The organism is Kaistia adipata DSM 17808 (assembly GCF_000423225.1).
Classification (GTDB): Bacteria; Pseudomonadota; Alphaproteobacteria; order Rhizobiales; family Kaistiaceae; genus Kaistia; species Kaistia adipata.
In genome coordinates, this window is record NZ_AUHO01000011.1 from 77,474 (window position 1) to 90,447 (window position 12,974).

Annotated in this window: 14 protein-coding genes; 9 read left to right on the forward strand and 5 right to left on the reverse strand. The window is 67.4% G+C overall.

All coding sequences use genetic code 11. From position 1 onward, the window contains the following. The first annotated feature begins 5 nt into the window (after positions 1–5). The 4 genes from G539_RS0111965 to G539_RS0111980 all read left to right on the forward strand — a co-directional run bounded on the left by G539_RS0111965 (position 6) and on the right by G539_RS0111980 (position 3,762). Positions 6–1,688, forward strand: coding sequence for a sulfatase-like hydrolase/transferase (locus G539_RS0111965; RefSeq protein WP_029075412.1), 1,683 nt, complete (start codon positions 6–8; stop codon positions 1,686–1,688). Positions 1,689–1,820: 132 nt separating this feature from the next. Continuing rightward, positions 1,821–2,249, forward strand: coding sequence for an HIT family protein (locus G539_RS0111970; protein WP_029075413.1), 429 nt, complete (start codon positions 1,821–1,823; stop codon positions 2,247–2,249). A 72-nt stretch (positions 2,250–2,321) separates the two neighbouring features. After that, complete coding sequence (locus G539_RS0111975; RefSeq protein WP_029075414.1) at positions 2,322–2,792, forward strand: carboxymuconolactone decarboxylase family protein; 471 nt, start codon at positions 2,322–2,324, stop codon at positions 2,790–2,792. A gap of 70 nt (positions 2,793–2,862) precedes the next feature. Continuing rightward, complete coding sequence (locus G539_RS0111980) at positions 2,863–3,762, forward strand: sigma-70 family RNA polymerase sigma factor (protein ID WP_029075415.1); 900 nt, start codon at positions 2,863–2,865, stop codon at positions 3,760–3,762. Between the two features lie 60 nt (positions 3,763–3,822). Here the strand turns inward: G539_RS0111980 and clpA are convergent, their stop codons facing one another. From clpA to G539_RS0111995, 3 genes are all read right to left on the reverse strand, one after another. Continuing rightward, on the reverse strand, positions 3,823–6,264 hold the full coding sequence (gene clpA, locus G539_RS0111985; RefSeq protein WP_029075416.1) for an ATP-dependent Clp protease ATP-binding subunit ClpA: 2,442 nt from the start codon (positions 6,262–6,264) through the stop codon (positions 3,823–3,825). A 9-nt stretch (positions 6,265–6,273) separates the two neighbouring features. Then, positions 6,274–6,603 (reverse strand): ATP-dependent Clp protease adapter ClpS, encoded by a 330-nt coding sequence (gene clpS, locus G539_RS0111990; RefSeq protein ID WP_029075417.1) that lies wholly within the window; start codon positions 6,601–6,603, stop codon positions 6,274–6,276. A gap of 311 nt (positions 6,604–6,914) precedes the next feature. Continuing rightward, on the reverse strand, positions 6,915–7,247 hold the full coding sequence (locus tag G539_RS0111995; RefSeq protein ID WP_029075418.1) for a phasin family protein: 333 nt from the start codon (positions 7,245–7,247) through the stop codon (positions 6,915–6,917). Between the two features lie 501 nt (positions 7,248–7,748). On the opposite strand from G539_RS0111995, the gene G539_RS27315 reads away from it, so the two are divergent. Next, complete coding sequence (locus G539_RS27315) at positions 7,749–9,266, forward strand: SPOR domain-containing protein (RefSeq protein WP_210162817.1); 1,518 nt, start codon at positions 7,749–7,751, stop codon at positions 9,264–9,266. 53 nt (positions 9,267–9,319) lie between these two features. Here the strand turns inward: G539_RS27315 and G539_RS27675 are convergent, their stop codons facing one another. Then, positions 9,320–9,949 carry a DnaJ domain-containing protein gene (locus tag G539_RS27675; RefSeq protein ID WP_281173899.1) on the reverse strand — a complete coding sequence of 210 codons (630 nt, stop codon included), beginning with the start codon at positions 9,947–9,949 and terminating at the stop codon, positions 9,320–9,322. Positions 9,950–10,123: 174 nt separating this feature from the next. Here G539_RS27675 and panC point away from each other — a divergent pair, with 174 nt between their 5' ends. Continuing rightward, positions 10,124–10,972, forward strand: coding sequence for a pantoate--beta-alanine ligase (gene panC, locus G539_RS0112010; protein WP_029075421.1), 849 nt, complete (start codon positions 10,124–10,126; stop codon positions 10,970–10,972). 73 nt (positions 10,973–11,045) lie between these two features. Here the strand turns inward: panC and G539_RS0112015 are convergent, their stop codons facing one another. Continuing rightward, entirely contained in the window at positions 11,046–11,486 is a 441-nt protein-coding gene (locus G539_RS0112015; protein WP_029075422.1) for a DUF1489 family protein, read from the reverse strand. A gap of 239 nt (positions 11,487–11,725) precedes the next feature. Here G539_RS0112015 and G539_RS0112020 point away from each other — a divergent pair, with 239 nt between their 5' ends. The 3 genes from G539_RS0112020 (at position 11,726) to G539_RS0112030 (ending at position 12,972) form a co-directional block, all read left to right on the forward strand. After that, complete coding sequence (locus G539_RS0112020; RefSeq protein ID WP_029075423.1) at positions 11,726–11,911, forward strand: hypothetical protein; 186 nt, start codon at positions 11,726–11,728, stop codon at positions 11,909–11,911. Between the two features lie 84 nt (positions 11,912–11,995). Beyond that, the gene (locus G539_RS0112025) at positions 11,996–12,697 is read left to right on the forward strand and encodes a DUF599 domain-containing protein (protein WP_029075424.1); all 702 of its coding nucleotides are present in this window, start codon (positions 11,996–11,998) and stop codon (positions 12,695–12,697) included. Further along, positions 12,694–12,972: a DUF3253 domain-containing protein gene (locus tag G539_RS0112030; protein WP_029075425.1), complete on the forward strand. Its 279-nt coding sequence runs from the start codon at positions 12,694–12,696 to the stop codon at positions 12,970–12,972. The genes G539_RS0112025 and G539_RS0112030 overlap by 4 nt, the downstream gene beginning before the upstream one ends. The last annotated feature ends 2 nt before the right edge of the window (positions 12,973–12,974 follow it).

Here is a 12,974-nt window from a genome sequence, read left to right on the forward strand (position 1 = left end):
CCCGCATGACAGCGATTCTACTCTGGGGCGTCGCGGCCGCCATCGTGCTCGCATCCGAGCGGCGCGTTACCCGGCCGACCTTCTCACTCGTCGCCTTCGCCTTCCTGACCGCGCTGTTCCTGCTGGCGACGGGCGACCTGCCGCGCGCGACGCTGCTCGCGCTGATCCTGACGTTGACCATCGTCGGCGCCTCGGCGGTCAAGCACCACCACAGCGGCATGAAGTTCGCGGTCGCGGACCTGGCGCTGACCTTCGCCGGCACGATTCCCTTCATGCTGCGGCAGTATCGCCGCACGGCGACGCTCACCATCGCCGGCGCCGTGCTGCTGGCGCTCGCGGCGATCGCCACGCTCGCCCTGGTCCGCGGCGAACCGATCACCTTCCCCCTCCGCCTCCTCGCCTTCGCCATTGCCTGCGCCGCGCTCTACGCCTTATGGCGCTTCGACGGCGGCACGGCCTACCGCGTCGACGTCACGCGGCAGGACCGCTTCTTCTCGTTCTTCATCGCCTCGCTGGTCGACGTCGCGAGCTGGTGGCCGAGCGGCGGGCTCCGGATGCTCGACGTCGCGGCGACGCCACTGCCGCCCGAAGCCCCCGTCCCGGCCCGCTCCGAGATCCGGCCCGACATCATCGTCATCCAGCATGAATCGGTCTTCGACCCGCGCCTCTACGGCCTGCCGGTCGACGATCGCGTGGCCGAGTTCCTGACGCCCAGGGATGGGCTCAACGGCACGCTGCATGTCGACATCTATGGCGGTGGCTCCTGGCAGACGGAGTTCAGCCTGCTGACCGGCCTCTCCTCGGCCAGTTTCGGGCCGGATTCCTATTTCCTGTTCAAGAAGGGCGTCGGACGCTTCCGCCATTCGCTGCCGAGCGAACTGACCGCGCTCGGCTACCGGACGATGCTCGCGACGAGCTGCCGCCGCGAATTCATGAACTACGACGCCTTCTATGCCGGGCTCGGCGTCAAGGAGCGCGTCTTCTCGGACGAATTCCCCGCGCCCTTCGACCTCGCCGCCTTCGAGATCACCAATTCCGATACCGATTTCTTCGCGGCGACCGAGGGCGCCATCGAGCGCTCGATCGACCGCGATCCGGCGCCGCGCTTCATCATGGCGCTGACCAACTACAATCACGGTCCGCACGAGACGCGGCTGGTGCCGCCGGGCCGTTTCGAGGACGAGCGCCGCTTCGCCCTCGCCGCGCTCCCCGACGCGACCTATGGCGAATATTTCGCCCGCCTCGCCGAGACGGCGGAGAGCTATGCCGCGTTCCGCGACGCGCTCAGGGCGCGTTACCCCGATCGCCCGATGCTGATCGTCCGCTATGGCGACCACCAGCCGACGATGAGCCGCGCCATCGAGGCGGCGCGCGACATCGCGCCCGACGACCCGCGCCAGTTCGAGACCTTCTACGCGATCGAGGCGGTGAACTTCGAGCCGGCGATCGCGAGCGTGCCGGAGAAGCTCGACATCGCCATGCTCGGCACGGTGGCGCTGCAGGCATCCGGCCTGCCGCTCGACGCCATCACGGCCACCCGCGCCAGCCTGATCGACGAATGCGGCGCGCTCTACATGGCGACGCCGTCGGAGCGCAAGGACCGTTTCCACAAGACGCTCGTCGACCAGGGCTGGATCGATCTCGGCACGACCACCCCGGTCTTGCCGACCGTGGCCGAACGGGCATGATGCGCCAATCCCGGGGGTCTTTCATCGTTTCCTGACAGCGATGAAAAGACCCTGGCTCACTGTTTGATCGCGTTTTCCTCACGCGAGCCGTCACCCACTTCGCTTGAACACGCTCTAGGACCGGAGATCCCGATGACCAGCTATGACGACGCCAACATCTTCGCCCGGATCCTGCGCGGTGAAATCCCGTCGCATCGCGTCTATGAGGACGCCGAGACGATCGCTTTCATGGATGTGATGCCGCAGGGCCCCGGCCATCTGCTCGTCGTGCCGCGCGCGCCGTCGCGCAACCTGCTCGACGCCGCGCCGGACACGCTGGCGCGCCTGATGCCGGTGGTGCAGAAGCTTGCCCGCGCCGCCAAGGTGGCGTTCGCCGCCGACGGCGTCACCGTGATGCAGTTCAACGAGCCGGCCTCTGGCCAAACCGTGTTCCACCTGCACGTCCACATCATCCCCCGCTTCGCGGGCGAGCCGCTGCATCCGCATTCCGGCACGATGGAGAAGCCCGAGATCCTGGCCGAGCACGCCGAGCGCGTCCGCGCCGCGCTGGCCGCCGGATAGTTTTTTCTCGCCGGCATGTCACAGGCGGCTGCGCCGTCTCGTCTTATCTCCGTCAACCGCACGGAGACGATCATGACCGAGAGACTGAACGCCTATGCCGCCGCGCCCGAAGCCTACAAGGCGATGCAGGAACTGGCCACGAAGCTCGCCGCTTGCGGCATCGAGCACAGCCTTCAGGAACTGGTGAAGATCCGCGCCTCGCAGATCAATGGCTGCGCCTATTGCCTGCACATGCACACGGCCGATGCGCGCAAGCAGGGCGAGACCGAGGAGCGGATCTACCTTCTGAGCGCCTGGCGCGAGTCGCTGCTCTACACGCCGCGCGAGCGCGCGGCGCTGGGCTGGACCGAGGCGCTGACCCTGATCGCGCAGACCCAGGCGCCCGACGCCGACTATGAAGCGCTGCAGGCCGCGTTCACCGCGAAGGAACAGGTCGAGCTGACCTTCCTGATCGGCGCCATCAACACGTGGAATCGGATCGCCGTGGGGTTCCGCTCGGTGCATCCGAACGACCGCAGGATGGCCGCCCGCGCGGCCGCCTGACACATTTGCCTTCTCCCGGCCGCGGCCGCCCCGTGTCGCGACCGGGAGAAACCTTCGAGACGGGAGCTAAATGGTCGACGCGTCCACCGCCGAGTTCGAACAGCATCGCCGCTTCCTGACCGGGCTTGCCTATCGCATGCTCGGATCGCTGGCCGATGCCCAGGACATCGTGCAGGACGCGTTCCTGCGCTGGCACGGCGCGGCGCGCGCCAGCATCGCCAGCCCACGCGCCTGGCTCGGCACGACCGTCACGAGGCTCTGCCTCGACATGATCAAATCGGCCCGCGCCCGGCGCGAGAGCTATGTCGGGCAATGGCTGCCGGAGCCGGTGATCGCCCCCCTCGATGCGACCGATGCGGCGCTGGCGGCGGAGGATCGGATCGACGCGCCGGTGGCGCTGATGATCGCCATGGAGCGGCTGTCGCCGCTGGAGCGCGCCGTCTTCATCCTGCACGAACTGTTCGATTTCGGCTTCGCCGAGATCGCTGATGCGATCGACCGCAGCGAAGCGGCGTGCCGGCAATTGCTGGTCCGCGCGCGCGGCCATGTCGGCGAGGAACGCTCCCGCTTCGACGTCGATGCCGACGAGGCCGCCCGCGTCACCACCGCCTTTTTCGCCGCGGTCGGCAGCGGCGACGCCTCGCGGCTGCGCGACCTCCTGGCCGAAGCCGCGCGGATGCACAGCGACGGCGGCGGCAAGCGCCTCTCGACGCTCAACGTCATCCGCGGCGCCGACCGGATCAGCCGCTTCTTCGCCGGCGTCGCGCAGAAGCACGGGCCGGAGGCGTTTCGCGACTGGTCGGGGCCGCTCTGGATCAACGGCCTGCCCGGCTATGTCTCCGCCGACGACCACGGCCTGCTGCAGACGACGGCGCTCGAGATCGCCGATGGCCGCATCGTCGCGGTCTACATCATGCGCAATCCCGACAAGCTGGCGGGCGTCGGGGACTTCCTGCTTCCCGCCGGCTGACGCATGAAAAGGGCGGGACGCCTCAGCGTCCCGCCCTTCGCATTCGTCACCGGATCCGGATCACTCCGTCTTCAGCGGCACCTTCGGCACCAGCCCACCGCGCTTCGGCGGCGTCGGCTTCTCGGCCGGCGGCTTCTTCGCGGTCGCGCTCGCGGCCTTGCGCTTCGGCTTGGCCTTGGCCTTCGGCTCCTCGGGCTCGGGCTTCGGCGTCACCGGGCCGTCCTCGATCGGCTCGAGATGGAGGCCGGTCTCGCCGTCTTCCTTGGTCTCGACCGTCACCTTGACGGTGCCGCCCTTGCGGAGCTTGCCGAACAGCACCTCGTCGGCGAGCGGCTGCTTGATCGTCTGCTGGATCACGCGGCCGAGCGGACGCGCGCCCATCTGGCGGTCGTAGCCCTTGTGCGCCAGCCAGTCGATCGCCTCGGGCGAGAGATCGAAGGTGACGCCGCGATCGGCGAGCTGCGCCTCGAGCTGGAGCACGAACTTCTGCACGACATTGTGCACGACCTCGATCGGCAGGTTGCCGAACTGCACGATGGCGTCGAGCCGGTTGCGGAACTCCGGCGCGAACAGGCGGTTGATCGCCTCCTGGTCGTCAGGATCGCGCGTCGAGCTCTTGAAGCCGATCGCCGGCTTGGCGAGATCGGCCGCGCCGGCATTGGTGGTCATGATCAGGATGACGTTCCTGAAATCGACCTGCTTGCCGTTGTGGTCGGTCAGCTTGCCGTGGTCCATCACCTGCAACAGGATGTTGAACAGGTCCGGATGTGCCTTCTCGATCTCGTCGAGCAGCAGCACGCAATGCGGATGCTGGTCGACGCCATCCGTGAGCAGGCCGCCCTGGTCGAAGCCGACATAGCCCGGAGGCGCGCCGATCAGCCGCGAGACGGTGTGGCGCTCCATGTATTCGGACATGTCGAAGCGGATCAACTCGACGCCGAGGCTGGCGGCCAGCTGCTTCGCGACTTCGGTCTTGCCGACGCCAGTCGGGCCGGCGAACAGGTAGGAACCGATCGGCTTCTCCGGCTCGCGCAGGCCGGCGCGGGCCAGCTTGATCGCCGAGGTCACCTGCTCGATGGCGCTGTCCTGGCCATAGACGACGCGCTTCAGCGTGGTCTCGAGCCCCTTCAGCACTTCCTGGTCGTTCTTCGACACCGTCTTGGGCGGGATCCGCGCCATGGTGGCGATGGTGTCCTCGATCTCCTTGACGCCGATCGTCTTCTTGCGCCGGTTCTCGGGGATCAGCATCTGTGACGCGCCGGTCTCGTCGATCACGTCGATCGCCTTGTCCGGCAGCTTGCGGTCATGGATGTAGCGGGCCGAGAGCTCGACCGCCGACTTGATCGCCTCGTTGGTGTAGCGGACGCGGTGGAAGTCCTCGAAATAGGGCTTCAGGCCCTTCAGGATCTCGATCGCATCCGGCACGGACGGCTCGTTGACGTCGATCTTCTGGAAGCGCCGGACGAGCGCCCGGTCCTTCTCGAAGAACTGCCGGTACTCCTTGTAGGTGGTCGAGCCGATGCAGCGGATCGAACCGCCGGCCAGCGCCGGCTTCAGGAGGTTGGAGGCGTCCATCGCGCCGCCCGAGGTGGCGCCGGCGCCGATCACCGTGTGGATCTCGTCGATGAACAGGATCGAGCCCGGATACTCCTCGATCTCCTTGACGACCTGCTTCAGCCGCTCCTCGAAATCGCCGCGATAGCGGGTTCCGGCCAAAAGCGTGCCCATGTCGAGCGAGAAGATGGTCGAGCCGGCGAGCACGTCGGGGACGTCGCCCTCGACGATTCGCTTGGCGAGCCCCTCGGCGATCGCCGTCTTGCCGACACCGGGATCGCCGACGAAGAGCGGGTTGTTCTTCTGGCGACGGCAGAGCACCTGGATCGTGCGCGCGATCTCGCTGTCGCGACCGATCAGCGGATCGATCTTCCCCTTCTTCGCCTTCTCGTTGAGGTTGACGCAGTAAGCATCGAGCGCATCGGCCTTTTTCTTGTTCTCTTCACGGGCATCGACGGTTGCCGCGTCGTCGTCGACGCCGCGCACCGGCCGGCTCTCGCTCATGCCGGCCCGCTTGGCGATGCCGTGCGAGATGTAGTTGACCGCGTCGTAGCGGGTCATGTCCTGCTCCTGCAGGAAATAGGCGGCATGGCTCTCGCGCTCGGCGAAGATGGCGACGAGCACGTTGGCGCCGGTGACTTCCTCGCGGCCGGACGACTGGACATGGATGACAGCGCGCTGGATCACGCGCTGGAAGCCGGCGGTCGGCTTCGAATCCTCGTCGGGACCATGGGCGAGATTGGCGAGTTCGGTGTCGATATAATCGACGAGGCTGCGCTTCAGCATGTCGAGGTCGACATTGCAGGCGCGCATGACCGCGGCCGCGTCCTGATCCTCGATCAGGGCCAGCAGCAGATGTTCGAGGGTCGCGTATTCCTGATGGCGTTCGTTCGCGAAGGCGAGCGCCTGGTGGAGGGCCTTTTCGAGGCTGCGGGAGAATGACGGCACGTTAGGACCTCACTTCCTTTCCATCACGCATTGGAGCGGATGTTGGTGTTTGCGCGCGAAATCCATCACCTGCGTGACCTTGGTCTCGGCCACTTCGTAGGTGAAGACACCACACTCCCCCACACCATGCTGATGCACATGCAGCATGATCTGCGTCGCCTCCTCGCGGTTCTTGTTGAAGAACCGCTCAAGTACGTGCACGACGAACTCCATCGGCGTGTAGTCGTCGTTCAACAGCAGAACGCGGTACAAGTTCGGCCGCTTGGTCTTCGGCCGTGTCTTCGTGGCGACGCCGACATCGCTATCGCCATCATCGGGTCGACGGGTTTCTTTGCTCATCTGCTTCGATCGGTACGTCGCTAAAACGGAATCCTGCCGATAATCCCGCTGCAGCGCAATCGCTCATTTCGAGCATTCCGCACCGCCGCGCGCTAAACAGGCGGAAGGGGTGTCGAACCTCTATATGGGGAGGTCGCGCAGGGATGGAAGTAGGCCGCCATCCGGACGACCGGCCAGCGCCGCCATCGGCAGGATCCGGCGGCGACCCGGACGGCCGCCGCAGGCCCCAAGGGACGAGACCTCGGACACAGACAGCAAAAAGCCCGGCGCGAGGCCGGGCTTCGGAACGGGTGCGGGACGCGTCCGGAGCGCTACTTGCCGAACTTGCCGAACAGGCCCTCATACGGCTTGCAGGCCTCGCGCGTCGCCTCGGTCATCATCGTGCCGAGCTTCGACATTTCGCCGAAATAGCCTTCATAGGCGGTCTTCAGATAGTCCGTCTGCGCTTCGATGGCCTTCTCGACGCTGGTCGACGCCATCACCTTCCCGAGCGCGGCGGTGCCGGTCTCGAGGCTCTTCTTGGAATAGTCGGCCGCCTCGACCGCGATCGCCTGCAGCCCCTGGCTGAGCGAGCCGAAGCTCTTCATGGCCATCTCGACGCTTTCCTTGCCAGCCTTCTGCATGCCATCAAAATCGGTGATCACAAGGGCACCCTCCGCCTTCGAGCTTGCGCCATAGCCAGCTCAACGAGCACAGGATTCCCCCGGACACGCCCTAAAGTCAACAAAATTGCTGCGCCGCACAACAATGCGCGCGCAGCGCAGCAGCACCGGACCGGCCCCGTCCCAGCCGGCAACCTCCCGTTCACCCTTCACCGATTTTTACGGTTTCGTAACGGCGTTTCCTTAACCTCCGACAACAGACCGAGGATCGGCACGGCGCGCGCCATACGGCATTCTCCTGGCGCGGGTACGGGTTTCCGCGGGAAAGCGAAGCGCCGGACGCCGCCAGCGGCATCCGGCACGGATCTTCCCGGTTAAGGATTCTCCCGGCCTGCCTCAAAAAAGTGCGGGTTTCGCGGTCTGTTGGGTATGGGCACTGCCGGAGCGGAAGCTCCGGTTCTGCGAGACGCGGAGATTTCAGTCGAAATGTTGATGGGCCTGAACCCCCTCGGTCGGCATTGCGCCCGCTCGATCCGGAACGCCTTGGCTGGCCTTCTCGTCGCGGGCATGTCGCTCACGGCCGCCACGGTCGAGGCCAGCGCCGCGCCCACATCCTCGATCGTCATCGACGCCAAGACCGGCAAGGTTCTCTACGCCAAGGAGCCGGACGCGCTGCGCCGGCCGGCCTCGCTCACCAAGATGATGACGCTCTACGTCCTCTTCGGCGAGCTCGAGGCGGGGCGCATGTCGCTCTCCACGCGCATGAAGGTTTCGCAGTTCGCCTCGCGCCAGTCGCCGACCAAGCTCGGCCTCAAGCCCGGCTCGACGATCGCCGTTCGCGACGCCATGCTCGGCCTCATCACCCGCTCCGCCAACGACGCCTCCGTGGTCATCGCCGAGCACATTTCCGGCTCGGAAGCCGCCTTCGCCAAGCGCATGACGCAGCAGGCCCGCTCGATCGGCATGAGCCGCACCACGTTCCGCAACGCTTCCGGCCTGCCGAACAATGGCCAGTGGTCGACGGCGCGCGACATGGCCACGCTGGGCCGCGCCCTGCAGGAGCGCTATCCGCGCTACTACAAGTATTTCGCCACCAAGAGCTTCGTCTATAACGGCCGCGAGATCCGAGGCCACAACCGCCTGCTCGGCCGCGTCCAGGGCGTCGACGGCATCAAGACCGGCTACACCAACGCGTCGGGCTTCAACCTCGTCTCCTCCGTCAAGCGCAACAACCGCTCGCTGGTCGCCACCGTCATCGGCGGGACCTCCGGCGCGGCGCGCGACAAGCAGATGGCGGGCCTGCTCGAGAAGTATCTCCCGGTCGCCTATGCCGGCCCGGCCAAGGGATCGGTCTTCGCCCGTAACCAGAAGGCGCCGGTGATCGACGATGAGGTCGAGATCGAAGTCGCCGAGGCCGCGCCGACCCCCGCTCCGGTTCCGGCCGCCCGCCCGCAGCGCGCCGCCGCCGTGCAGTCGGTCGCAGCGCTGATCGAGGCCGCGCCCGCTCCGGCGCCTGTCCCCGCCCGTGCCCCGGCCCGCCAGCAGGCCCCCGTCGCCGTTGCCCTGAACGAGGCCCAGCCGCTTCCGCAGGCCGAGCCGATCGACGAGCCCGCCTCGTTCCAGGCCTATGCCCCCGAGCCCGTCGAGCCTGCCGGCCCGCGCATGGTTTTCCGCGTCGGCCCCTCGGGCAAGGACATCGCCCGTCCGTCCGTCAAGACGGCATCGATCGCCCAGCCGGTTCCCACCGCCGACAGCGACGCCGCCACCGTGACCGGCAGCATAATTACGGAAGCGGCGCCGGCTGCAGAAATCGCGGATGGCTGGAAGATCCAGATCGCGGCCGCGCCGAGCGAGGACGGTGCGCGTGAGATGCTCGATCGCGCCAAGTCCAAGGGCGGCAAGGTGCTCGCCTCCGCCACGCCTTCGGTGGAGCCGGTCGCCAAGGGCCAGTCCACCCTCTATCGCGCCCGCTTCGCCGGGTTCGACAACAAGGATCAGGCCCGCGCCGCCTGCGCCTACCTGACCAAGCGGGACGTGTCCTGCCTTGCCATCCGTCAATGACGGCTGGATCTCGTGAGAGTTTCGCCCTCCTTCCTTGTATCCGCGTTCAGGAGCTAGCGATGTCCGCCGAGGAGTCTTTCCTTCGCCTCGTTGATCTGGGCGGCCAAGAACGTCGATCCTCCCTGGTCGGGGTGGACGCGTTTCATCAGCCGTCGGTAGGCCGTCCTGATTTCGGCCTCGGAAGCGCCGGCCGAAAGGCCAAGGATCTCGTAGGCCTGCTCATGTGTCATGGTGCCAGGGCGCGCCGCGCCGCCCGCCCGGCCTGCCGCGTCACCCTTGACGTTTTCACGCCAACCGGGCATCCGGCGGTCGAGATAAGCTTCGAGTAGCGCCCGGTCCCTGGCGCGACCGGCGACCTGGCCGTAGAGCGCGGCCAGCTCGGCATTGTCGAGCGAATCGAGCGTGCGGCCGGCAAGGCGGCCGCGCTTCACCACGCCGCCCGCGATCCACGGCTTCATGTCGAGAAGCTTGGGCTTCAGCATCCAGAGACCGATGGCGAGGAGCGGAATTCCGAGCCCGATCCGTCCGGTCAGCAGCGTCGCCGCGCCGGTCGAGATCAGCGCGCCCGCTATGCCGCGCCGCGCCGCCCTGCCGAGCGCCTCCGCGCCCTTCTCGCCCCCGAAGAGAAAGGCGATGCCGATCGACACGGCGATCACGCCCAGAAACGGGATTAGCAAACCCATCATCACTCCCAACCGGCCGATTCCGCTGCGGCCACGCCTTCTATTGGGGCGAAGATCCCGCCGCCGCAATGGCTAGCGGGAACGTGATTTGCTAGACCGTCGCGGCACGACCCGATCGCGCCGCGCCCGCGGCCTCCGGCAATCGCGTCGTTGCCCGCGCAACGAGGACCCGCCATGACCACCAGCCCGACCATCTTCCGCACCGTCGACGATCTCCGCGTAACGCTTGCGGGCTGGCGCCACGACGGGTTGCGCATCGCGCTGGTGCCGACCATGGGCGCGCTGCATGAGGGCCATCTCGACCTCGTCCGCGCGGCGCGGCAACACGCGGATCGCGTGGTGGTCTCGGTCTTCGTCAACCCGACCCAGTTCGGGCCGAAGGAGGATTTCGGCTCCTATCCGCGCACCGAGGCGAGCGACGTCGAGAAGCTCGCCACGCTCGGCGTCGAGGCCGTGTTCGCCCCCAGCGCGGCGGAGATGTATCCGGAAGGCTATGCAACGACGATCTCGATGACCGGCCCGGCGCTCGGGCTGGAGACGGATTTCCGGCCGCATTTCTTCGCCGGCGTGGCGACCGTCGTCGGCAAGCTGCTGATCGCCGTCATGCCCGACGTCGCGGTGTTCGGCGAGAAGGACTACCAGCAGCTGATGGTGGTCCGCCGCCTGGTGCGCGACCTCCGCCTGCCGACCGAGATCCTCGGCCTCGCCACCGTGCGCGAGAAGGACGGCCTCGCCCTCTCCTCCCGCAACGCCTATCTTTCGGCCGAGGAGCGCCGGCTCGCGACGACGATCGCCCGCGTCATGGGCGAGGCGGCCGACGCGATCCGCGCGGGCGGCGCCGTGGAACCGGCGCTCGAGACCGGACGCGCGGCGCTCGCGGCGGCCGGGTTCCGCGTCGACTATCTGGTGCTGCGCAACGCCGAGACGCTGGCGGAGCTCACCGATCCGGCGAGCGAGCCGCGCCGCATGCTGGCCGCCGCCTGGCTCGGCAAGACGCGGCTCATCGACAACATCGCGGTCTGACGAGCGAGCCGCAGGCTTGGTTTGGTCGCGTTTTCTTCACGCGAACCGGTATCCACTTCGCTCGAAAACGCGCTCAGAGAAGGCCGAGCTCGGCGAGTTCGGCCTTCAGCGCCGCCGGCAGCTCGTCGCCGGCGCTGCCGCCGATCGCCGCGAGATCGCGCGGCGCGTCCTTCGGCAGCAGGTAGCGCCAGCCCTGGAAGGGCCGCTTCGGCTGCCATTCGGTCGGCACGACCTCCGGATCGAACACGATGCGGCAGCGCTGGATGTTGTCGGCGCCGGTGACCGCCTGCAGGTCGAGGATGCGCTGGCGCGCCTGCACCTGACCCTTGATCACCCAGTAGAGTGAGCCGCCGTCGAGGATCTCGGGGATCCGCTTCGGCATCATGCGCGTGGTGTGCGTATCTTCGGGCTCGAGGCCCAGGCCGCGCTGGCGCGCCTGGTCCTCGGCGATCCAGCCGATGAGTTCCTCGAGCGATTCAACGCCGACACAGAGCTTGATGAGATGCAGGGCCATGCCCGGACACTAGTCCTCGCGCCGGGGGGCGACAGGCGCCGCGGCGATTTTTCCACAAGGATCGGTTGGCGCTTCGCCGTCCGTTGGCCTATGAGCCATGCTCTGAGGCCGACGCCACCCTATGCGCTCCGGACCCGGCGCGAAAGCGCGCGACGGTCGCAGGGCGTGGCGGCGATCTGGACCGTACCGGCGAGCCACGGGCTCGAACAAGCTGCACCACACGGGATCACGAGGCCACCATGTCCGACCAGAAGCCCAACCTCGACATCAAGGCGAGCCGCGTCGCGATGACGGGCATCATCGCCTGCCTCGTGCTGACGGCGGCGGGCATGATCGCGCGCGAGCCGCTGTTCGGCGCCCTCGCCCTGATCGTCATCGTGATCGCGGTGATCTTCCGGCGGCCGATCGCCCGCCTGCTCCCCTGATCCCGCAGACCCGCCGGTTGCCGTCCTGACGCCGGTTTGGCACCATCGCGGACGGGAATGGCAAGCTCCGGGAGCAACGCCGAATTGATCGAGATCTCCACGATCGACACCATCGCCATCGTCGTCTTCGTCGGCGCCTGGCTGCTCTATTCCGTGATCCTGACGCGGATGGCCAAGACGGGCCGCACGCTGTCGTCGGCGATGGATTTCCAGCGCCGGCAATGGATGCGGACCATGGTGCACCGCGACCTCCGGATGATCGACACCGGCATCATGAGCGGGCTGCAGAACGGCACGGCCTTCTTCGCCTCCACCTCGCTGCTGGCGATCGGCGCCTGCTTCGCGCTGCTGAACTCGACGGACCACGTCTATGGCGTGATGCGCGACCTCGCCATCGTCGAGACGGTGCCGAAGGGCCTGTTCGAGGCCAAGGTGATCGGGCTGATGCTGATCTTCGGCTATGCCTTCTTCAAGTTCGGCTGGTCGTACCGGCTGTTCAACTACGCCTCGATCCTGATCGGCGCGACGCCGACAGCCGCCCATGCGAGCGAGGCCGAGGCCGTCGCGGCGGCCGAGCGGGCCGCCGTGTTCACGATCACCGCCGGCCGCCATTTCAACCACGGCCTCCGGGCCTTCTTCTTCTCGATCGGCTATCTGGGCTGGTTCGTGAATGGCTGGACGCTGATCGCCACCACGCTGGTGGTGGCGCTCGTCCAGCTCCACCGCCAGTTCCTCTCGGACTCGGCCAAGATCGTCATCGAGGCCGCGCGCCAGGGACAGCCATGAAAATCAGCCACGAACTCATCGAGTCGACCCTGCTCGACCTCCTCGCCGCCCTGCCGTCCGGCAAGAGCCTCGACCCGACCGCGCTGGCGCGCGCCGTCGCCGGGCCCGACGAGAAGGTCTGGCGGCTGCAGATGACGCCGATCCGCGCGATCGCGATCCGCCTGGCGGACGAAGGCAAGGCCACCATCCTGCGCAAGGGCAAGCCGGTCGACCCGCATGATTTCAAGGGCGTCTACCGGATCGGGCCGGCACCGGCCGCACCCGACGCGGGCTAGAT